At 71.6% G+C, this 20,890-nt stretch carries 16 protein-coding genes and 1 pseudogene; 7 read left to right on the top strand and 10 right to left on the bottom strand.

Features of this window, described 5'->3' with window-relative positions; all coding sequences use genetic code 11:
- The first annotated feature begins 86 nt into the window (after positions 1 to 86).
- Positions 87 to 2,612 (top strand): ATP-dependent Clp protease ATP-binding subunit, encoded by a 2,526-nt coding sequence (locus tag B1H29_RS16475; protein WP_055418602.1) that lies wholly within the window; start codon positions 87 to 89, stop codon positions 2,610 to 2,612.
- A gap of 78 nt (positions 2,613 to 2,690) precedes the next feature.
- Here the strand turns inward: B1H29_RS16475 and B1H29_RS16470 are convergent, their stop codons facing one another.
- The 4 genes from B1H29_RS16470 to B1H29_RS16455 all read right to left on the bottom strand — a co-directional run bounded on the left by B1H29_RS16470 (position 2,691) and on the right by B1H29_RS16455 (position 11,729).
- Entirely contained in the window at positions 2,691 to 5,720 is a 3,030-nt protein-coding gene (locus B1H29_RS16470) for an NACHT domain-containing protein (protein WP_055418601.1), read from the bottom strand.
- 43 nt (positions 5,721 to 5,763) lie between these two features.
- Positions 5,764 to 6,423: an HAD family acid phosphatase gene (locus tag B1H29_RS16465; RefSeq protein ID WP_055418600.1), complete on the bottom strand. Its 660-nt coding sequence runs from the start codon at positions 6,421 to 6,423 to the stop codon at positions 5,764 to 5,766.
- 134 nt (positions 6,424 to 6,557) lie between these two features.
- The gene (locus tag B1H29_RS16460) at positions 6,558 to 9,131 is read right to left on the bottom strand and encodes an NACHT domain-containing protein (protein WP_055418599.1); all 2,574 of its coding nucleotides are present in this window, start codon (positions 9,129 to 9,131) and stop codon (positions 6,558 to 6,560) included.
- Between the two features lie 9 nt (positions 9,132 to 9,140).
- Positions 9,141 to 11,729, bottom strand: coding sequence for an NACHT domain-containing protein (locus B1H29_RS16455; RefSeq protein WP_055418598.1), 2,589 nt, complete (start codon positions 11,727 to 11,729; stop codon positions 9,141 to 9,143).
- A gap of 399 nt (positions 11,730 to 12,128) precedes the next feature.
- Between B1H29_RS16455 and B1H29_RS16450 the strand changes: the two genes are divergently transcribed.
- On the top strand, positions 12,129 to 12,809 hold the full coding sequence (locus B1H29_RS16450) for a M23 family metallopeptidase (RefSeq protein WP_055418597.1): 681 nt from the start codon (positions 12,129 to 12,131) through the stop codon (positions 12,807 to 12,809).
- On the opposite strand, the gene B1H29_RS16445 is transcribed toward B1H29_RS16450, so the two are convergent.
- On the bottom strand, positions 12,806 to 13,420 hold the full coding sequence (locus B1H29_RS16445) for a TetR/AcrR family transcriptional regulator (protein WP_199832345.1): 615 nt from the start codon (positions 13,418 to 13,420) through the stop codon (positions 12,806 to 12,808). The genes B1H29_RS16450 and B1H29_RS16445 overlap by 4 nt on opposite strands.
- Before the next feature lie 148 nt (positions 13,421 to 13,568).
- On the opposite strand from B1H29_RS16445, the gene B1H29_RS16440 reads away from it, so the two are divergent.
- Complete coding sequence (locus tag B1H29_RS16440; protein WP_055418596.1) at positions 13,569 to 15,185, top strand: MDR family MFS transporter; 1,617 nt, start codon at positions 13,569 to 13,571, stop codon at positions 15,183 to 15,185.
- Positions 15,186 to 15,251: 66 nt separating this feature from the next.
- On the opposite strand, the gene B1H29_RS16435 is transcribed toward B1H29_RS16440, so the two are convergent.
- Entirely contained in the window at positions 15,252 to 16,019 is a 768-nt protein-coding gene (locus tag B1H29_RS16435; protein ID WP_055418991.1) for an SAM-dependent methyltransferase, read from the bottom strand.
- Positions 16,020 to 16,230: 211 nt separating this feature from the next.
- Positions 16,231 to 16,590, bottom strand: a complete 360-nt coding sequence (locus B1H29_RS16430) for an ATP-binding protein (RefSeq protein WP_167392537.1) — start codon at positions 16,588 to 16,590, stop codon at positions 16,231 to 16,233.
- A gap of 27 nt (positions 16,591 to 16,617) precedes the next feature.
- On the opposite strand from B1H29_RS16430, the pseudogene B1H29_RS39355 reads away from it, so the two are divergent.
- Together B1H29_RS39355 and B1H29_RS16425 are read left to right on the top strand one after the other, a co-directional pair.
- Positions 16,618 to 16,725 (top strand): annotated as a pseudogene (locus B1H29_RS39355) (XRE family transcriptional regulator); the annotation flags it as partial.
- Between the two features lie 7 nt (positions 16,726 to 16,732).
- A complete protein-coding gene (locus B1H29_RS16425; RefSeq protein ID WP_055418595.1) occupies positions 16,733 to 16,924 on the top strand; it encodes a DUF397 domain-containing protein in 192 nt (63 codons plus the stop codon).
- 111 nt (positions 16,925 to 17,035) lie between these two features.
- Here the strand turns inward: B1H29_RS16425 and B1H29_RS16420 are convergent, their stop codons facing one another.
- Positions 17,036 to 17,509 carry a hypothetical protein gene (locus tag B1H29_RS16420; protein WP_055418990.1) on the bottom strand — a complete coding sequence of 158 codons (474 nt, stop codon included), beginning with the start codon at positions 17,507 to 17,509 and terminating at the stop codon, positions 17,036 to 17,038.
- Between the two features lie 81 nt (positions 17,510 to 17,590).
- Between B1H29_RS16420 and B1H29_RS16415 the strand changes: the two genes are divergently transcribed.
- Positions 17,591 to 18,001: a helix-turn-helix transcriptional regulator gene (locus tag B1H29_RS16415; RefSeq protein WP_055418594.1), complete on the top strand. Its 411-nt coding sequence runs from the start codon at positions 17,591 to 17,593 to the stop codon at positions 17,999 to 18,001.
- A 73-nt stretch (positions 18,002 to 18,074) separates the two neighbouring features.
- Entirely contained in the window at positions 18,075 to 18,521 is a 447-nt protein-coding gene (locus B1H29_RS16410; RefSeq protein ID WP_055418593.1) for a VOC family protein, read from the top strand.
- Positions 18,522 to 18,536: 15 nt separating this feature from the next.
- Here the strand turns inward: B1H29_RS16410 and cseC are convergent, their stop codons facing one another.
- Positions 18,537 to 20,006, bottom strand: coding sequence for a two-component system sensor histidine kinase CseC (gene cseC / locus B1H29_RS16405; protein WP_055418592.1), 1,470 nt, complete (start codon positions 20,004 to 20,006; stop codon positions 18,537 to 18,539).
- A 24-nt stretch (positions 20,007 to 20,030) separates the two neighbouring features.
- Entirely contained in the window at positions 20,031 to 20,735 is a 705-nt protein-coding gene (gene cseB / locus B1H29_RS16400) for a two-component system response regulator CseB (protein WP_055418591.1), read from the bottom strand.
- Positions 20,736 to 20,890 lie beyond the last annotated feature (155 nt).

Genomic DNA, 20,890 nt, shown 5'->3' with positions numbered 1-20,890 from the left:
CGGTCCCCGCTTGCGGGACTAAGCTGCGGAAGGACAGGGAGGGGAAGTTCCCCTTACTGCCTGACCGCTCTGAGGAGCGATTAACGATGTTCGAGAGGTTCACCGACCGCGCGCGGCGGGTTGTCGTCCTGGCTCAGGAAGAAGCCCGGATGCTCAACCACAACTACATCGGCACCGAGCACATCCTCCTGGGCCTGATCCACGAGGGTGAGGGTGTCGCCGCCAAGGCCCTTGAGAGCCTCGGGATTTCGCTCGAGGCGGTCCGCCAGCAGGTGGAGGAGATCATCGGGCAGGGCCAGCAGGCCCCGTCGGGTCACATTCCCTTCACCCCCCGTGCCAAGAAGGTTCTGGAGCTTTCGCTCCGCGAGGCCCTCCAACTGGGTCACAACTACATCGGCACGGAGCACATCCTGCTCGGCCTGATCCGTGAGGGCGAGGGCGTCGCCGCCCAGGTCCTGGTCAAGCTGGGCGCAGATCTGAACCGGGTGCGGCAGCAGGTCATCCAGCTACTCTCCGGTTACCAGGGCAAGGAGACCGCCACCGCCGGCGGTCCTGCGGAGGGCACGCCTTCCACGTCCCTGGTCCTCGACCAGTTCGGCCGGAACCTCACCCAGGCCGCTCGTGAGTCCAAGCTCGACCCGGTCATCGGGCGCGAGAAGGAGATCGAGCGGGTCATGCAGGTGCTGTCCCGCCGTACCAAGAACAACCCGGTGCTCATCGGTGAGCCCGGCGTCGGCAAGACCGCCGTCGTCGAGGGCCTCGCGCAGGCCATCGTCAAGGGCGAGGTGCCCGAGACCCTCAAGGACAAGCACCTCTACACCCTGGACCTCGGCGCGCTGGTCGCCGGCTCCCGTTACCGCGGTGACTTCGAGGAGCGCCTGAAGAAGGTGCTCAAGGAGATCCGCACGCGCGGCGACATCATCCTGTTCATCGACGAGCTGCACACGCTGGTCGGTGCGGGTGCCGCCGAGGGCGCCATCGACGCCGCGAGCATCCTCAAGCCGATGCTGGCCCGTGGTGAGCTGCAGACCATCGGTGCGACCACGCTCGACGAGTACCGCAAGCACCTGGAGAAGGACGCGGCCCTCGAGCGCCGCTTCCAGCCGATCCAGGTCGCGGAGCCGTCGCTGCCGCACACGATCGAGATCCTCAAGGGCCTGCGCGACCGCTACGAGGCGCACCACCGCGTCTCCATCACGGACGAGGCCCTCGTGCAGGCGGCGACGCTCGCCGACCGCTACATCTCGGACCGCTTCCTGCCGGACAAGGCGATCGACCTGATCGACGAGGCCGGCTCCCGGATGCGCATCCGCCGGATGACCGCGCCGCCGGACCTGCGCGAGTTCGACGAGAAGATCGCCGGTGTCCGCCGCGACAAGGAGTCCGCGATCGACTCGCAGGACTTCGAGAAGGCCGCCTCCCTCCGCGACAAGGAGAAGCAGCTCCTGGCCGCCAAGGCCAAGCGGGAGAAGGAGTGGAAGGCCGGCGACATGGACGTCGTCGCCGAGGTCGACGGCGAGCTGATCGCCGAGGTCCTCGCCACGGCGACCGGCATCCCGGTCTTCAAGCTCACGGAGGAGGAGTCGTCCCGCCTGCTGCGCATGGAGGACGAGCTCCACAAGCGGGTCATCGGCCAGGTCGACGCCGTCAAGGCGCTGTCCAAGGCGATCCGCCGTACCCGTGCCGGTCTGAAGGACCCGAAGCGTCCGGGTGGCTCGTTCATCTTCGCCGGCCCGTCCGGTGTGGGTAAGACGGAGCTTTCCAAGGCGCTCGCGGAGTTCCTCTTCGGTGACGAGGACGCGCTGATCTCCCTCGACATGTCGGAGTTCAGCGAGAAGCACACGGTCTCCCGTCTCTTCGGTTCGCCCCCCGGCTACGTGGGCTACGAGGAGGGCGGTCAGCTCACGGAGAAGGTCCGCCGCAAGCCGTTCTCGGTCGTCCTCTTCGACGAGGTCGAGAAGGCCCACCCGGACATCTTCAACTCGCTGCTGCAGATCCTGGAGGACGGTCGCCTGACCGACTCCCAGGGCCGGGTCGTGGACTTCAAGAACACGGTCATCATCATGACGACCAACCTCGGCACCCGGGACATCTCCAAGGGCTTCAACCTCGGCTTCGCCGCCGCGGGTGACACGAAGAGCAACTACGAGCGCATGAAGAACAAGGTCCAGGACGAGCTCAAGCAGCACTTCCGGCCCGAGTTCCTCAACCGTGTCGACGACGTGGTCGTCTTCCCGCAGCTCAGCCAGGACGACATCCTGCGGATCGTCGACCTGATGATCGACAAGGTCGACGAGCGCCTCAAGGACCGGGACATGGGCATCGAGCTCTCCCAGTCCGCGAAGGAGCTGCTGTCCAAGAAGGGCTACGACCCGGTGCTGGGCGCGCGTCCGCTGCGTCGCACGATCCAGCGCGAGGTCGAGGACACGCTGTCGGAGAAGATCCTCTTCGGCGAGCTGCGCCCCGGTCACATCGTGGTCGTGGACACCGAGGGCGAGGGCGACGCCAAGACCTTCACCTTCCGGGGTGAGGAGAAGTCGGCGCTCCCCGACGTCCCGCCGATCGAGCAGGCGGCCGGCGGTGCCGGGCCGAACCTGAGCAAGGAGGCGTAGCCCTCCGGGGGTGAGCCTGGAAAGGGGCCGCTCCGGGACTTCGGTCCCGGGGCGGCCCCTTTCGTCGTGCTGACGTTCTCAGTCCACGGTCACTTCGGCGTCCGGAAAGAGTGCGGCGATCCGTTCGGTGTCCAACGGGGCGTCGGAGGCGGAGTCGAGGACGACGGTGCGCACGTCCGGGAGACGGGGCGCGAGCACCGACAGGTCCTCGTCTCCCTTGCAGCCGATGAGGCTGAGTTCGAGGATGCCCGGCAGGGGCGGCAGCGGCCCGATGCCATCAGGGAAGAGGGAGCCGTGCAGCAGCAGGCCCCTGAGCTGAGGCAGACGCTGGACCTCGGCCCAGTCCTCGGCGGTGAGCGGCGTGGTCGGGGACAGGTACAGGGTGCGTAGCGTCCCCCAGTGCGCCAGTCCCCGCAGACCCGTGCCGAGGGTGGCGTCGGCGCCGAGGTGGAGGTACTGCAGAAGCGCCCCCGCGGGAAGGGCATCGGTCAGCCGGACACCGGGGAGTCGGTCCGCCACCGACAGATGAACCAACGAGGTCAGCTCCGAGAGCCCGGCGAGATCGGCGGCCCGGCCGATCACGAGATCTGTGAGCGACAGCCGCGCCAACTGCTCCAGCTTCCGGGCCGACGGGCAGTTGACCAGGAGCACCCGCAGGGCGGGGAAGGCCGCCAGACCGCCGAGCTCGGTCACTTGCGGGTTGTCGACGAGTTGCAGCGACGTCACCGCTCCCGGATCCGGTGCGGAAGCGATGACGTCGGCCATGCGGCACGCCCCGCGCAACGTGAGCCGAGCCCACGGCGCCATCGAGGCGGCCGCCTCACGCTGGGCCGGAGTCCTGCACACCACGAACAGGTCTGTCTGGTCGAGGTGGTCCAACACCTCCGCCGCGTACTCCCGCGCATCGAACCGGTCCCACGTCCCCGCCAACTGCCGCCGCACATCGAGCGAAAGATGCTCCCGGAACCGGCGCAGCACGGCGAGTGCTCCGCCCGGTTCGTGTTCGGCCAGGAGGGAGGCGGTCACCGTCACCCCGTGCGCCTCCGCGTCCGTGAGCCCCTCCGGGCCCGGCAGCAGCTCCAGCACCAGTGGCCCGGCCTCCGCCAACGCCCTGGCGTCCTCCTTCGAGCCCGGCGGGATCAGCGCCCCCGCCCGCGCCTCGACCTCCGCCCGCACCGCCGGGTCCAGCGCGGTGGCGTGCTCCAGGCAGGCCAGAGCCAGCAGGGTCAGCCGCGGGGTGTTCTCCGCGAGGAGCCGCCGTAGCAGCACGGCCCGCTCGCCGGGCCGGGCGTGGGCCACCGCCATGCGGATCACGTCTTCCCACTGGGTGTCGTCCGCGTGGCCCGCGATGACGTCGAGGTGGCCCTCCTCGACCGCGTACCGCGCGCCCAGGTAGTCCTGGAAGGTGCGGTGGACGAAATCCAGCACCTCCTCGGCGGGCCGCCGGAGCAGCCCGCTGCGCAGGACCAGCGCCCGCAGGACCGTCGACGCGTCGCCCTGCCCCGCCGCCGAGGCGACCGACGGCAGCGCGCGTTCCACGATGCCCTCGGCGCTCTCCACCTCCATCTCCGTACGCCCGCTCAGCACCAGCGCGTACGCCAGCCGCTGGAGCAGCTCCAGTTGGGCCTCCTCGCTCAGTTCGACCGCCGCCATGCCACGCTCCCGGTCCCGGCGGGCGAGCAGCATCGTGAGGGCGGCGTCGTACAACTCCTTGCGCCCCGTGGGGAGGTAGCCGCGGCGCTCGCGGTGCAGGGCGCAGATCAGGCCGCACATCAGCGGGTTGGTGGCGAGGCGGGCCAGGTCGCGCTTGGTGCGCAGGGCGTCGAGCAGTTGCGTCTCGTACCCGGGGGCGTCGGCCGCCGCGTGCCAGCGCCGGACGAAGGTCGTGACGTCGGCCCCGCGCATCGGGGTGAGGGCGAGTTCCCGGAAGCCCTCGGCGGCCAGCCAGTCGGGGCGTACGGCGGTGGGGCGGGAGGTGAGCAGCCAGCGGTTGCCGGGGAAGGCGCGGATGAGGGCGAGCAGCCAGTCGCGGGTGCGGTGCCGTTCGGCGGCGGGGATCTCGTCCAGGCCGTCGACGAGGACCAGGCCCCGGCCGGCCGTGAGGACCCGCTCGGCCCAGCCCTCGGGCGGGGTGAGCGGGCAGCCCACGGCGGTGAGGAAGGCCGCCGGGGAGGGAAGGGCGCCCGCACGGATCAGGGTGCGCAGCGGCAGGACGTACGGGACGCGGTCGCCGTCCCGGGCGGCGGTCACGGCCAGCCACTGCACGAGGGTGGTCTTGCCGGAGCCCGCGTCGCCGCGCAGCAGCACGCGGTCGCAGGTCAGGAGGGCGTCCTCGGCGGAGAGGCGGACGGTGCGTTCCGGTTCGGTGTGCTCTCCCGGGAGGACGGCCCGTTCCTCGATGGCGGTCGCCTCCAGGCTGAGGTAGGCGACCTCCAGCGGCCACCTGTCCGGAGAGTCGCGCAGGTCGATGCCGTAGATGGTGATGCGGTTGTGCTGCTCGGCCGCGTAGGGCAGGTACCGGCGCTCGAAGGCGGTGTCCCGGGAATCCGGCCGGGGCGTGCGGGTGATCAGCTCGTCGACCTTGGCGATCAGCTCGGCCTGTCCGCGGGTCTGTTCCACCAGCGTGCGGGCGACGAAGGTGGAGCGCCGGGTGAAGAACTCCAGGATGTGCAGGCAGGCCCATTCCGTCGCGGAGTCGAGGAAGTAGCAGGCGTCGGCGGATAGGACGCCGAAGGCGCCGTCCCCCCGGTACTGCAACCGCTTGGCCAGTTCCCGGTGGCCCAGCCGCACCGCCTGCACGTCGTCCATGTCCAGGTCGCCGAGGGCGAGCAGCCGGGCGGTCAGGGCGTCGGCGACGGCGGTCTCCTCGTCGCGCGGGAAGGGCGGCTCGCCCGGGGAGTCCAGGGAGTCCCCGACCAGCCGCCCCGCCAGCCTGCGCACCTCCTTCTCGCCGAGCGTGCGCCGCTCGCCCCGGAACGCCACGAGGTGGGTCAGCCGGACCGGTCTGTCGACCAGCCCGGCACCGGGGCCGCCCGTGACGAAGAGCTTCCGCACCAGCGGGGCGACCAGGCTGGACGCCAACTTCCCGCCGAGTACCGCCGGTTCCATGCGCCACCCCCGTGGTCGGTCTACGAGGGGAGCCTATCGAGGGTCAGGAGAGCCGGCCGTCGTAGTCCGGGAGTTTGAAGGTCTTCTCGGCGTGGCCGCCGGACAGGTCGGTGGCGCTGTTGCCGATGTTCGCGATGATCGTGTAGCCCTTCGACTCGATCTCGGCGCGCTGTTCGGTCTTGTACTCGGCGACGTCGCGGAACAGGTCGAGGAAGCCGCGGACGTACAGACCGGAGGACTCGTAGCCGGCGTGGTCGAGGTTCCACTCGGTGGGCGCCTCGATGATGCCCGGACGGGCGGTCACGAAGAACAGGGCGACGCCGTGCTCCTGGGCGTACCGGGCGGCTTCCAGGACCGGCCGGTTGGCGGGCTGCGGGTAGCTGAAGCCGAAGTCGGTCTCCAGGGAGGTGTTGTCGATGTCGAGGACGATCGCCTGCTTCTCGCCGGGTCCGGCGTCGGCGATCCGTTTCTTCAGGTAGGGCATGGCCTGGTCCATCACGGCCCGGCAGTCCTTCTGCCAGGTGTCGTAGTCGACGTCCGCCGCTGCCGCGGCCGCGGTGACCGTGGCGCGCGGCGTCTCGGCCGGGGCGGCGACGGACGGCGTGACCGTCGCGGTGAGCGCCGCCGCGGTGACGGCGGCCGTGCCCGCGGCCAGCTTCCAGGTACGCCGGGTCTGTCTGGTCTGTCCGGTCTGTTCGGTCATGGGGGGTGGGGTCCTCTCATGCCTGCGCGGATGCCTGACGGCAACAAAGTTGTCGCGTGCATGCTGGCCCGAACAAGTGGCCGGACGGCAACGATTGGGTTACTGAGCAGTAGTCGGCCGGCGGGCGCCCGTCGTCACGCCGTGATCTCCACCCCGTCAGGCACGTTCCGCACCCGCGGCAGACGGGGGTTGACCCGCAGTACCCGCAGCCGGGGGAAGCCCGACAGCCAGGAGACGTCCGTGTCGGGGAGCTCCGCGTTGAGCCACAGGTGGGTCAGTTGGCCGGGGGACAGGCCCGCCAGCAGTTCCTCGGCGCGCATCACGCCGGCCACCTGGATGCGCGGGCGCCCGCCGAGCTCGCGCAGGGCGGCCAGTTCGGCGGTGTCGGCGACGGGGAAGTAGAGGCCGTCCTGGTCCAGGTGGGCGATGATCTCGTGGGCGTACCGCTCGGTGTCGAAGTGCCGCCAGCCCCGCGCGAGTTCGGTGCGGACCGGGAGGGCGGAGCGGGACCGGAGACGGACCAGGTAGTCGATGGCGGCGTCGTCCTGGACGCGGGTGGCGGTGATGGCGAGCAGCAGCGCCTGCCGGTCGTCGGGGACCTGCCCGGGGTCCGGCAGCAGCTCCAGGACGATGGGCCCGACCCAGCCCAGGCCGCGGGCGGCCGGCTCGGTCGTGGGGCGTACCAGGTTCTTCGTGCGTTCGTGGACGAGCCGCTGGACGGCCGGGTCGAGTTCGGTGACGTGGTCCAGGCAGGCCGCGGCCATCAGCCGGCGGTGGTTGATCTGCGGGCGGCGCAGTCCGGGCGCCGCCGCGAGCAGCCGCTCCAGGAACTGGGAGCACTCCTCGGGGCGGGCGTGGGCGGCGGCCATGCGGATGACCTCCTCCCACTCGGACTGGTGGGCGTGGTCCACCAGGGTGGGGAACCGGCCGCGCGCCACGATCTCCTTGGCGGCCAGGTAGTCCTGGAAGGTGCGGTGCACGAAGTCGACCGACTCGCCCGAGCGTTCACGCAGCAGTCCGGTGCGGTGCAGCAGATGGCGGAAGATCTTCGCGCCGTCCCCCTGCGCGCGGGCGGCGGGCATGGCCGGCAGCGCGGCGTCCAGGATGCCGACCGCCCGCTCGCGCGTCAGCTCGGAGGCGTCCTCCTCCAGCATGGCGTGGGCCAGCTTCTGCAGCAGCCGTTCCCGGGTGCTCTGCTGGAGCCGCACGTCGTCGGCGTACAGCACGTCCCGTTCGGGGTCGCGGCGCTGCAGCAGCATCTCCAGGGCGGCGTCGTAGAGCTCCTTGCGGCCGCTGGGCAGGGAGCCGGCGCGGTCCCGGTTGAGTGCGCATATCAGGCCGCACATCAGGGGGTTGGTGGCGAGCTGGCGCAGCTCGCGGTAGATCCGTACGGAGTGCAGCAGCCGCTGCTCGTACTCGTCGAGCGCGGCCCGCTCCCGGGCCCCCGGTGACCTGCTCTGCTCGTCCAGCCGGGCCGCCGAGTGCCAGTCCCGGATGAACCGCGTCACCTGGTCCCGCGACATGGGCGCGAGGGACAGCTCGACGAAGTCCTCCTCGGCGAGCCCGCCGCCGGAGAGCCAGCCGTCCGACACGGCGGAGGGGCGGGAGGTGACCAGGCAGCCGTTGCCGGAGAAGACGCGCAGCAGCCGGCGGAGCCGGTCGCGCAGTTCGCCGCGCGCCTTCTCCGGCGCCTCGTCGATGCCGTCGACCAGCAGCAGGGCACGGCCGGAGAGCAGGGTGCGCACCACCCACCCCTCCGGCGCCCGGTCGGCCAGCGGGTGCCGGACCGCGTGCAGGAAGTCGTCCGGGGCGGGGAAGCCCTCGCGGGCGAAGCGGCGTACGGGCAGGACGAAGGGCACCCGGGAACCCTGGCGGGCGGCGGCCACGGCGAGCCACTGGACCAGGGTCGTCTTGCCGGAGCCCGCGCCGCCGCGCAGCAGCACCCGTTCGTGGTCCTCCAGGGCGCGGTCCGCGAGCAGGACGGTGCGCTGCTCGTCCTCCGCGCCGGCCACGCCGCCGCTGCGCTCCTCCGCCTCCAGGCTCAGGTAGGTCTCCTCCAGCGGCCAACGGTCGGGCGCGTTGGGGAAGTCCACGCCGACGATGGTCAGCCAGCCGTACCGCCGGGCCACCCACTGGGCGTACTCGGCCTCGAACGCCGCGTCCTGCTGGGAGCGTTCGGGCTGCCGGGCCGCCGCCTCGGCGTCGCCCAGGTCGACGAGCTGGGCGATCCGGCCGGCCCGCCCCGCCAGGTGGCGCTGGAGGTAGGGCGAGCGCCGCACCAGGTGGTGCAGGACGTGCAGGCACACCGAGACCAGCAGCGCGTCGTGGAACCAGGCGGCGTCCGGTGACAGTTCCCGGTCCGCGCCCTGCACCGCGCCCCGCAGGCGCCGCGCGTAGTCCTGCGGCCCGAGCCGTACGGCGTCGGCGTCGGTGACGTCGACCTGCGCGATCGCGAGCAGGGTGCGGGCCAGGACGTCGACGACGGGGGCCAGTTCGGCGGTGGGCGCGGCGTGCCGCTCGGCGGCGAGGTGGACCAGGTCGGCGGCGGTGCGGTGGACGTCGTCCTCGGTGGCGGACGCGTCCCGGCCGTGCCAGGCGACGAGGCCGGGGACCGGTTCGGAGAACACGGGCGGCCGGACGGGGTCGCGGAAGAGCCGGTGGACGAGGGGGGCGGCGAGGTGGGAGGGCGTGCGGACGACGGCATCCATGTATGTGGGTTACCCCTGTGGTTGGGAGGACGAGCCGGGTGAGGCGATCTGGACCTTCACCGCGTCCGGCACCTGCCGGACCGCGGCCGCGTCCGTCTCCGTCAGCACGGTGACGGTGCGCAGACCGGGGAACGCCGACAGCCAGGCCAGCCCCTCCACGGGATGCGCCGCGTCCAGCGTCAGGTGGACCAGGCGCTCCGCGACGATCAGTTCGGTCAGGTCGTCGACCCGGTACGCGCCGCGGACGTGGACGTGTTCCCAGCCGCCGAGCGAGCGCAGCGTGCGCAGGTCGTCGGCCGTGGACACACCGACGGCCCACTGCCGGGGCAGGTGGGCGAGGATCTCGTGGGCGTACTGGTCCCGGTCGAACCCGTGCCAGGCGGCGGCGAGGGTCTGCTGCACGCCGGAGCCGGGGTGATCGCGGAAACGGCGCAGGAACTGCAGCGCCGCATCGCTGCCCACGCTGACCGCCGTGTGCACCACGCGGGCCGCCGTGCGCGGATCGACCTCTTCCGGCCCCGGCAGCAGCCCCAGCACCAGGTCGCCCCCGGCGCGCGCCACCTCCCGCGCCGCCTCGAAGTCCACCGGCGGTATGTGCGCCCGCAGGCCGTCCTCCACCCGCTCGCGCACCCCGGGTTCCACTTCCGCCACGTACCGCAGCCCGGCCGCCGCCAGCAGCGTGCCGCGCGCGGGCCCCGAGTCCGCCAGCCGGCGCAGTATGTACTCCGCCTCCCTGGGCCGGGCGTGCGCGAGGGCGAGCAGGATGACGTCCTCCCAGTCGTCCAGCTCCGCGTGGTTGACCAGCAGGTCGAAGTCCATCTCCTGCACGGCCAGCCGGGCCCCGAGATAGTCCTGGAAGGTGCGGTGGAGGAAGTCCACCCGCCCCTCGGCGGGCTCGCGCAGCAGTCCGGAACGGAGCAGCAGCGCGCGGTAGACCTCCTCGTCGCCGGTGTCCGCCAGGTTCAGCGCGGGCAGCGCACGGCCGATGATCCGCAGGGCGTCGGCCCGGTCCATCTCCTGGCGGCCGTTGCGGATCAGCCACCACGCCAGCTTCTGCAGGAGCTGCACCTGGACGGCGTACGGCAGTCGCGCCTCGTCGGAGTCGTGCAGCTCGCGCTCCCGGTCCCGGCGCTCCAGGAGCATGGTCAGGGCGGCCTCGTACAGGGACCTGCGGTCCTGCGGCAGGAAGCCGCGCCGGTCGCGGTGCAGGGCGCACAGCATGCCGCACATGAGCGGATTGGTGGCCAGTCGGTTCAGCTCGGCCGTGGTCCGCACGGACCGCAGCAGCGACTCGCCGGTCGCGGGTTCCGCGTCGGCCGCGCGGTGCCAGCGCCGTACGAAGGTGGTGACGTCGTCCTGGGACATCCGGGCGAGCACGCGCTCACCGAAGCCCTCGGCGGCCAGCCAGTCCTCCGGTACGGCCGAGGGGCGGGAGGTGACCAGCCACAGGTTCCCGGGGAAGGCCCGCACCAGCTCGCGCAGCCAGCGCCGGGCGGCGGCGCGGCGGTCGCCGGCGATCTCGTCGATGCCGTCGACCAGCAGCACCCCGCGCCGGGCCCGCAGGACGCGCTCCGCCCACCCCGGCGGCTGCTCCCCGGCGACCGGACAGCCGACCGCCCGCAGGAAGTCGCCGGGGAAGGGCAGCTCGGCCCCCGGCCGGACGATCCGGCGCATCGGCAGCACGAACGGCACCCGTCCGATGAGGTGGGTCAGCCCGTGGTCGTAGGCGCGGCTCGCCGCCGTCACCGCGAGCCACTGCACCAGGGTGGTCTTGCCGGAGCCGGCGACGCCGCGCAGGAACACCTGGTCCTGGCCGGCGAGCACCTGCTCGGCGGCCACGGTCGGGTACTCCGTGTCGCGGCGGCCGTCCTCCCGCCCGGACCGCGCCCGGGTCGCCTCCAGGCTCAGGTAGGCCGTGTCCAGCGGCCACTCGCGGGTCCCGGCGTCCAGCCCGTAGATGGTGAGCGTGCCGTACCGGCCGGCGATGTGGTCCGCGTAGCGCTCCTCGAACCCGGCGTCCTCGGCCGACTGGGACGGCAGCCGTTCCAGCAGTACGTCGACGGCCTGGACCAGCTTGGCGAGCTGCTGGGTCTGGACGGTCTGCTGGCGGGCGACGTAGGTGGAGCGCTGGGTGAGGAAGTTCAGGATGTGCAGCGAGGCGGTGTGCAGCACCCGCTCGTACAGCAGCAGGCCGTCCTCGCCCAGGCCGTACGGGGACAGCGGCACGTTCGCGCGCAGCTCCCGGGCGAAGCGTTCCGGTCCGAGCCCGACGGCCTCGTAGTCCTCGATGGTGATCTCGCCGAGCCGGGCGAGGGTGCGGGCCAGGGCGGCCTTGACGGCCGGTGCCTCGGCGGCGTCGACGGGCCGCTCCCCGGGGCCGACCGCCGTCAGCGCCCTGCGGACCAGCTCCCCGGCGACCTTGTCGACGTCCCTGGGGGTGACGCTGCGCTTCTCGCTGCGGAAGGACACCAGCGCCGATATCCGCACCGGCCGGTCGACGAGCCCGGCCCCCGGCCCGTCCCGGACGAAGAGCCGGCGGACGAGCGGCGCGACCGCGCTGGACGCGACACGGGCCCCGAGTGCTGTGACGTCGACCATGGTCCGAGCCTAGGTGAACCCCCTTGAACGGGGGGCGGGTTAGCCGGGACGGGAGTAGCCCCGGTCACATTCACCGGGCCTTCGATCATGGCCGCCGGTGACATGCCGCACAGGGGGTTCGGGCTGTACTACCCGGAATAGTGTAAGCCGCAAGAACTACGAAAACGGACACATCGGACTGGAGGGGCGGTCGTTTTCCGGGGCCCTGAGCTGGTTTTGTCCAGAATGGGGGCTCTGTCGAGACTCGTGAAGTTTCGTGCTGAAGTACTAAATAGGGTCGTAGGTCACACCTTTGTGCGGTTCGGGGCCGCCGGGTTACCAAGGTGGAGCCCGCCCGACGAGCGCCCTGTGCGTCCCGCCGGAGGGGCTTTCCTCTGTTCCCGTCCCCATGAGGTTCGAATGTTCCCGCGTGTCACGTCCCGTTCTTCCCGTACGACCATCCGCACCCGCGCCGCGGTGATGGCCGCAGGCCTCGGAGCCTCGGTCGCACTGGGAGCCGGGGTCGCGGCCGCCACCGGCACCACGGCGGCTTCCAGCACCTCCACCGCCGCGAGCGCCGTCGAGGCCCAGGCCGCGGCGCAGGCCAAGGCGGCGAAGGCCGAGAAGGCCACGAGCGCGAAGACCGTCGCCGCCAAGAAGACGGTCACCAAGAAGAAGGCCGCCTCCTGGGTGGACCCGGTGAAGAAGTACAAGCTCACCGCGAGCTTCGCCCAGAACGGCGGCATGTGGGCGAGCAAGCACAGCGGCCAGGACTTCGCCGTGCCGATCGGCACCAACGTCGTCGCCGCGCACGGCGGCACCGTCGTCAAGGCCGGCGGCAACGGCGCCGGTGACGGCCCCGCCTACGGCAACGCCATCGTGATCAAGCACGGCAACGGCACGTACTCCCAGTACGCCCACCTGTCCAAGATCAACGTGAAGGCCGGCCAGATCGTGAAGACCGGCCAGTCCATCGCCAAGTCCGGCAACACCGGCAACTCCAGCGGCCCGCACCTGCACTTCGAGATCCGGACGACCCCGAACTACGGCTCGGCCGTCGACCCGGTCGCCTTCCTGCGCGACAAGGGCGTGACCGTCTAAGGAGCGGGTGCCGCGCGCCCGGCCGAGCCCCGGTGCGCCTGGGTCACCAGATCGGTGGCGACCTCGAGAACGGCCGCGCGCTGTTCCTCGGGGTCGCCCTCGAGGTCGCTCAGGACGAACATCCCGGCGTGCAGCGTGAACAGCGCACTGACACAGCGGACCTGGTCGACCAGGTCCGCTTCCGGGTCTATGAGGCTGTCGCGCAGCCCGAGCATGCGGGTCTTGAACATCTCGCCGATGCGCAGGTCCCGGACCGTCGCCTGGTTCTCCTGCATGAAGCGGAACAGTGGCGCCGCGCCCGCCAGCGCCTCGCTGTAGCGGCGGATGATCTCCTGTTTCGTCTCCAGGGTGTGCGGCTGCTCCCGCGCCCACGCGATCAGGTCCTCCATGGGCCGGGAGAGATCCTCGAAGATGCCGACCAGGATCTCTTCCTTGGTCTTGAAGTGGTAGTAGAGCGCGGCCTTGGTGACGTCGAGGCGCTCGGCGATCTCGCGCAGCGAGGTCTTCTCGTACCCCTGCTCGGCGAAGAGTCCGAGCGCCACGTCCTGGATGCGCTGGCGGGTGTCCCCGCGGCGTCGCTGCTGCTTGGTGCCGTCCATCGTGCCGCCCATCCTCCTACGCACCTCCTGTTCCGCGCACTTTCCGAAAAACTTACTTGACGCCCGGCTAGTTACGCGTCTACCTTCCCGAGTGTAGTCAGCTTGCCGGGCGGCAAGTAAGTGGGCGAGTGGAACAGCGGTAGCTGGGGGAGTGGGAGCGATGGCGGACACACCGGGGAAACGGGCGGGCACACCGGAAGGGCCACCGGCCGGTGGTGGCAAGCAGCCGAGAAGCGTGCGGGTGGTCCTGCTCGCGCTCATGATCGCGATGATGCTCGCGATGCTCGACAACATGATCATCGGTACCGCGATGCCGACGATCGTGGGCGAGCTGGGCGGCCTGGAGCACCTCTCCTGGGTGGTCACCGCCTACACCCTCGCGACCGCGGCCTCCACCCCGCTGTGGGGCAAGCTCGGTGACATGTACGGGCGCAAGGGCTCGTTCATGACGTCGATCGTGATCTTCCTGATCGGCTCGGCCCTCAGCGGCATGGCCCAGGACATGGGCCAGCTCATCGGCTTCCGCGCCGTCCAGGGGCTCGGCGCCGGCGGTCTGATGGTCGGCGTCATGGCCATCATCGGCGACCTGATTCCGCCCCGGGAGCGCGGCAAGTACCAGGGCATGATGGCCGGCGTCATGGCGCTGGCGATGATCGGCGGACCGCTGGTCGGCGGCACCATCACCGACCACTGGGGCTGGCGCTGGTCCTTCTACATCAACCTCCCGCTCGGCGCGGTCGCGCTGGTCGCCGTCAGCGCCGTACTGCACCTGCCGAAGAAGCGCAGCCAGGCGCGCATCGACTATCTCGGCGCCGCGCTGCTGACCGTCGGCATCACCGCCGTCGTGCTCGTCACCACCTGGGGCGGCACCGAGTACGCCTGGACCTCCGCGCGGATCATGGAGCTGATCGGCATCGGCGTCGCCGCGCTGGTCGGGTTCGTGTTCCGGCAGACCAGGGCCACCGAGCCGATCATGCCGCTGCACATCTTCCGCAACCGCAACTTCACGCTGATGTCCCTCATCGGCTTCATCGTCGGCTTCGTGATGTTCGGCGCCACCCTCTTCCTGCCGCTCTACCAGCAGTCGGTGCAGGGCGCGTCCGCCACCAACTCCGGGCTGCTGCTCCTGCCGATGCTGGGCGCGATGCTCGTCACGTCGATGGTCGCGGGGCGGATCACCACCAACACCGGCCGCTACAAGATCTTCCCGGTGGTGGGCGGCGCGCTGATGACGGTCGGGCTGTACCTCCTGTCGCTGATGGACACGGACACCAGCCGGTTCACCTCCGGGGTGTACATGGCCGTCGTCGGTCTCGGCATGGGCTGCCTGATGCAGATCACCATGCTGGTGGCGCAGAACAGCGTGGAGATGAAGGACATGGGCGTCGCGTCCTCCACCACCACCCTCTTCCGCACCCTCGGTTCCTCCTTCGGCGTCGCGATCATGGGCGCCCTGTTCAACCACCGGGTCCAGGACGTCATGGCGGAGAAGGCCGGCGCGCTGGGCTCCAAGGTGACCGAGCAGTCGGCGCAGTTGGACGCGGCGAGCCTGGCCAAGCTGCCGGAGGCGGCGCGCGTGGCGTACCAGGACGCGGTGTCCTCCGGGACGCACGGCGCGTTCCTGCTGGGCGCCGCGGTGGCGGTCGTCGCGCTGGTGGCGGCGGTCTTCGTGAAGGAGGTGCCGTTGAAGGGGGCGGGCCCGAAGGCGGCCGACGCCCCGGCCGACGGCGACGACGACACGGCCACGGCGAAGGCACCGGTGACCGAGGCGGTGTGACGCCTGCCCGCCGCGAGGGCCTCCGGGTGGTTGTGGCCACCCGGAGGCCCTTTGTCGTCGGTCCGGTCAGTTCCGGCGCGCGGTGACCAGGGCGAAGGAGAGGAACTCCCCACCGTCGGTGGTGAGCATGTCGATGACGGCCCGGTCGTCCGCGTTCCGGCCGTCCGCCCGGTACTCGGCCCCCGCCCGGGCCCACAGCAGCCAGTCCCGCCAGGCGTCCGGCTGCAGCCGCGCGGAGGTGACGTCCACCAGCTCGGTGGTCCCCCACTGGAAGCGCCACCACTCGGCGGTGTGCCAGGCCATCGCCTCCCAGCCGACCACGTCCTTGATGTGGGGCGGGATGGCCCCCAGCTCGCGCACCTCCCGCGTCAGGGCGGGGGTCGCCATGCCCAACTGCCCACCGGGACGCAGGAACCGGACCAGGTACGGCAGGTAACCGTCCGCCGTACCGAAGTACTCGAACGCGTCGACGCTGACGACGGCGTCGAAGCTTTCCTCCTCGAACGGCAGGGCGTGCGCCTCCGCCCGCACGGCCGTCACCCGGTCGCCGACCCCCGCGCCGGCGAAGACGGCCGCGGCCTCCTCGGGGGCGACCCACCAGTCGGCCGCGACGACCTCGGCGCCGTACTCACGGGCCAGGAACACGGACGTGGCGCCCTTGCCGGAGCCGAGGTCGAGGATGCGCGTCCCCGGCCGCAGATCGAGGTCCCGGGCGAGGTCCTCCAGCAGCCACAGCGGGTTCGGTCCCATGTCGAGGCCGAGCAGCCAGGCGGGGTCGTAGCGGGAGGAGCGCGGATAGCGGTCGGGACGTACGAGATCATTCAAGGCGGTCACGATCACGGACCCAAGCGGATCGCGCTCCCGGGCACAACCGGGTTTCGCCGCCCCGACGGCCCGGGCGGCGGGTACGAAGGCGCCGGAGCGAGCGGGAGCCGGGGCGCCGCCACGAGAGGCGCGAGGCCGGGAACGTGCTGCCGGTACCGGCGGTCGCCGCCCGGGAGGTACGCCTCGCCGCCCCGTGGCACGCGGCCGGCCGGCGGTCGGTTCACGGACGCGGCGCGGGCGGAGCCGCGCGGCTGCCGCACTCGAACCACACCGTCTTGCCCCGCCCTTCGGTATGCGGTGCGACCCCCCACCGGTCGGTCACGGCCGCGACGATCACGAGTCCGCGCCCGCCGTCGTCCAGCGTGTCGGCGGCTGCCGGGACCGGCAGCTCCGGGCAGCCGTCGGCGACCTCGACCCGTACTCCGCCGGGGCGAAGCAGGAAGCACACGCGGCAGCGGCGGCCCGGCACGTGCCGTACGACGTTGGCGACCAGCTCCGTGAGCGCGAGCTCGGCGGCGTCGGCGCGGATGGCGGGCCGAGTGCGCGCCCATGGCGAAGTCGGCGTGGTACTGGCTCTCAACGTCCGTCACCTGCGGACCTGTTACGTGATGGGCTCGGCGAGATCATCTTCTGCGCCGGCTCACTGGTCGGTCAGATCGAGACCACGAAGAAGGTCCCGACGCGGGACTTCTCCGAGCGGGTGGACGCCGCGCTGGAACGCTATGAAGACCGCACCGAGCGAGACCCAGTGGCGTAGGTCCAGCTACAGCGGCCCCAACGGCGGCGACTGCGTCGAGGTCGCTGAGAAGTGCCCCACCGGGGCCGTGCCCGTGCGGGACAGCAAGGTCCCGGGTGGTCCGGTCGTCACCGTTGGTGCCGGTGCTTGGCAGTCGTTCGTCGACGGCCTGCGATAGCCCCCACACCCTCCCCCTCCAAAAAGCGTGAGCACATCACCCCCAACTGTCATCGAACCGCTCATCCGAGCGGCTCGATGACAGTTGCCCCCAAGTTGCTCACGCTTGCCACTACTCACCCCGGTCTGCCTGCCGGGCAAGGAACTCCTCGAACGCCGCCTTCTGCCTCGGGTCCATGAAGCCCTGGCGGACACTGCGGGCCTGCTCCTCCAGCCAGTGCGCCTCGCCCGGGTCCATGAGCTCGGCGACCACCACGCCGTCGCGGGCGACCGCCGTACGGCCTCCCACACGACGGCGGAAGAGCGTGAAGGCGCCGTGCTTCACCGGATGAGCCAGCTCCGGCTCCTCCTTGTCCTCCGCCTCGGCCCGGTCGGCGGCGACCCGCGGCGGGTAGGCGGCGGGAGACCAGTGCTCCCAGAGCGCCAGCGTCGCCGCGGGCACCAGCACCGCGTGCTCCGAGGGCCGGCCTCCCTCCCACACGAACGTGACCGTGACCGGCTCGCCGACGGCCTCGGCCAACCCGAGCACCCGCTCCACCTCGTCGTTGATCGGGTAACTCACCTCTGCGTCGATCCGTATCCCCATGGCGCCCAAGGCTACGGGCGGCCTCTGGCGCCGCCCGCGCCTCCACCGGCCGCTGTCAGTGCCCCGTGCCACCATCGGCGTATGGACAAGTTGCGGCAGTTGCGGCTGGCGAAGGACGCCATGGACCGCGACTGGGCCGACCCGGCGCTCGACCTCGACGCCGTCGCCGCGCACGCCGGGTACTCCCGGTATCACTTCCTGCGCGCCTTCAAGGAGGCGTACGGCGAGACACCCGGCCAGTACCTCACCCGCCGCCGCATCGAGCGCGCCGAGGACCTGCTGCGCACCGCCAACCTGTCCGTGACCGAGATCTGCCACCTGGTCGGCTTCAGCAGCCTGGGCACCTTCTCCACCCGGTTCAAGGCGTGGACCGGACTGACCCCGAGCGAGTACCGGACGAAGCACGTGGGCCGGGGGACCGCCCTCATACCCGGCTGTTACGTCATGCACTGGGCGGGCGGGGTGCGGCGCAATTCCGGAGAAGCGGACTGAGACCCCCGCTGCCTACCGTGGCAGAGCAAGCGGGAACGGCCGCGGAAGCAGCGCGAACAAACAGGAGCACGCCATGATCAAGGGTCTCGCCATCTCGACCGTCTGGGTCCTCGACCAGGACCGGGCCAAGCAGTTCTACACCGAGAAGCTGGGCCTGGAGGTCCGCACCGACATGACCATGGGCGAGGGCGGCATGCGCTGGCTCACCGTCGGCTCTCCGAACCAGCCCGACGTCGAACTGACGCTGATGATTCCGTCCGGCCCCTCGATGGACCCCGAGTCCGCCGAGATGATCGAGAAGCTGGTCGCGAAGGGCGCGCTCGGTGCCGGCGTGCTGACCACCGACGACATCCACGGCGACTACAAGAAACTCAAGGACCGTGGGGTCGAGTTCCTCCAAGAGCCGCAGGAGCGCCCGTACGGCACGGAGGCCCTCTTCCGCGACGACTCCGGGAACTGGTTCTCCTTCACCCAGCCCCGCGAGGGCGGCCTCGACATGGACCAGGACTTCGCCTGCTGAGCGGCTGAGCCGGGTCTAGGGCCGGCGGCCCGGGGGGCCGCTGTGGGTCCGGTCCGGCAGCATCGGGTAGCTCCCGGTGTTCGTCGGCGCGTGCTCCGGCAGCCACAGCACGGCGACCGCGCCCTCGGCCGGTACGTGCTCCGGTGCCCCGGCGGGCCGGACGTTGCGGAAGGTGAGCCGTGCGCCCAGTACCCGGGCCTGGCCGGCCGCGATGGTCAGGCCCAGCCCGTGTCCGCGCCCCGCCCGGTCCGTGCTGCCGGTGCGGAAGCGGCTCGGCCCCTCGGCGAGGAGGTTCTCGGGGAAGCCGGGCCCGTGGTCGCGGACCCGGATCACCCGGCCCTCGACGCTGACCTCGACGGGGGGCCGGCCGTGCCGGGCGGCGTTGGCGAGCAGGTTGAACAGCACGCGCTCCAGGCGCCGCGGGTCGGTGGTGACCTCCGACTCGTGGATCACCCGCACCTCCACGTCCGGGTCCTTGGCCGCCACCCGCCGGGACACGAAGTGGCCCAGCATGATGTCCTGCAGCTCGGCCCGCTCCGAGGCCCCGTCCAGCCGGGCCACCTCCAGGACGTCCTCGACGAGCGTGCGCATCGCCTTCGCCCGGTCCAGCACCAGCTCGGTGGGCCGGCCCGGCGGCAGCAGCTCCGCGGCGGTGAGCAGACCGGTCACCGGGGTGCGCAGCTCGTGCGCGATGTCCGCGGTGACCCGGCGCTCCGCCTCCAGCCGCTTCTGCAGGGCGTCCGCCATCGCGTCCACGGCACTCGCGAGGTCGTCGGTCTCGTCCCGCACGACCCCGCCGATGGCGTCCCTCACGCGCACGTCCGGCTCCCCGTTGGCGACCTGGTGCGCGGCGGCGGCCGCCTTGCGCAGCCGGCGCGACAACTGGCCGCCGATGAGCACGCCCAGCGCGCTGCCGCCGAGCACGACCGCGATGGATCCGATGACCAGGGCCTGGTCGAGGTCGTCGAGGATGTCCGCGCTGCGGTCGGTGAACCCGGAGTGCAGGGACATCACGTGCCCGTCCTTGAGCGGCACGGCGGCCCAGATGTCCGTCACCCCGTCGGCCCGCTCGGAGACGTACGTCGCCCGCCGCCCGGCCTCGGCCTTGCGGCGCAGCTCCGCGGGCAGCTCGGGATCGTCGATCTTGGCGTTCGGGAAGTTCTGCCGGCCGGACAGCTCGTAGTTGCGCTGGGCGATCAGGACCCGGTCGTCCGCGAGGTCACGCGCGTTGTCCAGCATCGACACCCGGGCCGCGTTGTGCACGACCAGGCTCAGCGCGACCGCCACCAGAGCGCCGACCAGCGCGATGGCCGCGCTGAGCTTCCAGCGCAGCCCGGTACGGATGCTCAGTCCCGCGCGGATGCCCGGCACGGTGCGGACGCCCGGCACCGTACGGCTGTCCGGCACCGTACGGCTGTCCGGCACGGTGCGGCTGTCCGGGCGCCCCGGTGACGAGGCGGTCAGGCGTCGGAAAAACCCCCGCATGTCCCTGTATCCCCGTATCCCCGCTCAGGCCTTCAGCTTGTAGCCGAAGCCGCGGACCGTCTCGATACGGTCCTGACCGATCTTGGTGCGCAGCCGGTGCACATGGACGTCGACGACGCGGGTGTCGCCACCCCAGCCGTAGTCCCACACGCGCTCCAGGAGCTTGTCGCGCGAGAGCACCGTGCCCGGCGCGGAGGAGAACTCCAGCAGCAGCCGCATCTCGGTCGGGGTGAGCGCCACCGGCCGCCCGGCGCGGCGCACCTCCATGCCCTCGGTGTCGACCTCCAGCTCGCCGAAGACGAGCACACCCCCGGTGTCCGCGGCGCTCCCCGCGTCCCCCCGGTCGCCGCCGCCGGCGTGCCCGAAGCGGCGCAGCACCGCACGGATCCGGGCGACCAGCACGGCCCCGTCGAACGGCTTGGTGACGTAGTCGTCGGCGCCCGCCTCCAGCCCCAGGACGACGTCGATGGAGTCCGCCCGCGCCGACAGCATGATCACCGGCACGGTGGACTCGTCCCGGATCCGGCGGCACAGACTGACGCCGTCGAGGCCGGGGACCATGACGTCGAGGAGCGCGATGTCGGGGCGGTCGGCGCGGAACGCCTCCAAGCCCGACAGTCCGTCGGGCATCGCGGTGACCGCGAAGCCGTCCCGCTCCAGGGCGAGCTGCGTGGCCTCGCGGATGACGTCGTCGTCCTCGACGAACAGAACGTGGGTCTGGTCTGCCATCCGGATGCTCTCAGTCCTCGTGTGCGGTCACTCGGTAGACGCGCAGGGCGTGCGCCGCGTTCATTTCTCCGCCGGTCCTCATGTCCCGGCCGGGTGTTCATGTCTCCATCGGTCCGAGCGGCCCGGTCGGTTCACGCGGCCCGGTCGGTTCACTC

Origin of the sequence: Streptomyces pactum (assembly GCF_002005225.1) — a bacterium.
Taxonomy (GTDB): domain Bacteria; phylum Actinomycetota; class Actinomycetes; order Streptomycetales; family Streptomycetaceae; genus Streptomyces; species Streptomyces pactum_A.
The sequence above is the reverse complement of the archived record's forward strand: the minus strand, read 5'-3'. Positions and strand labels throughout refer to the sequence as shown.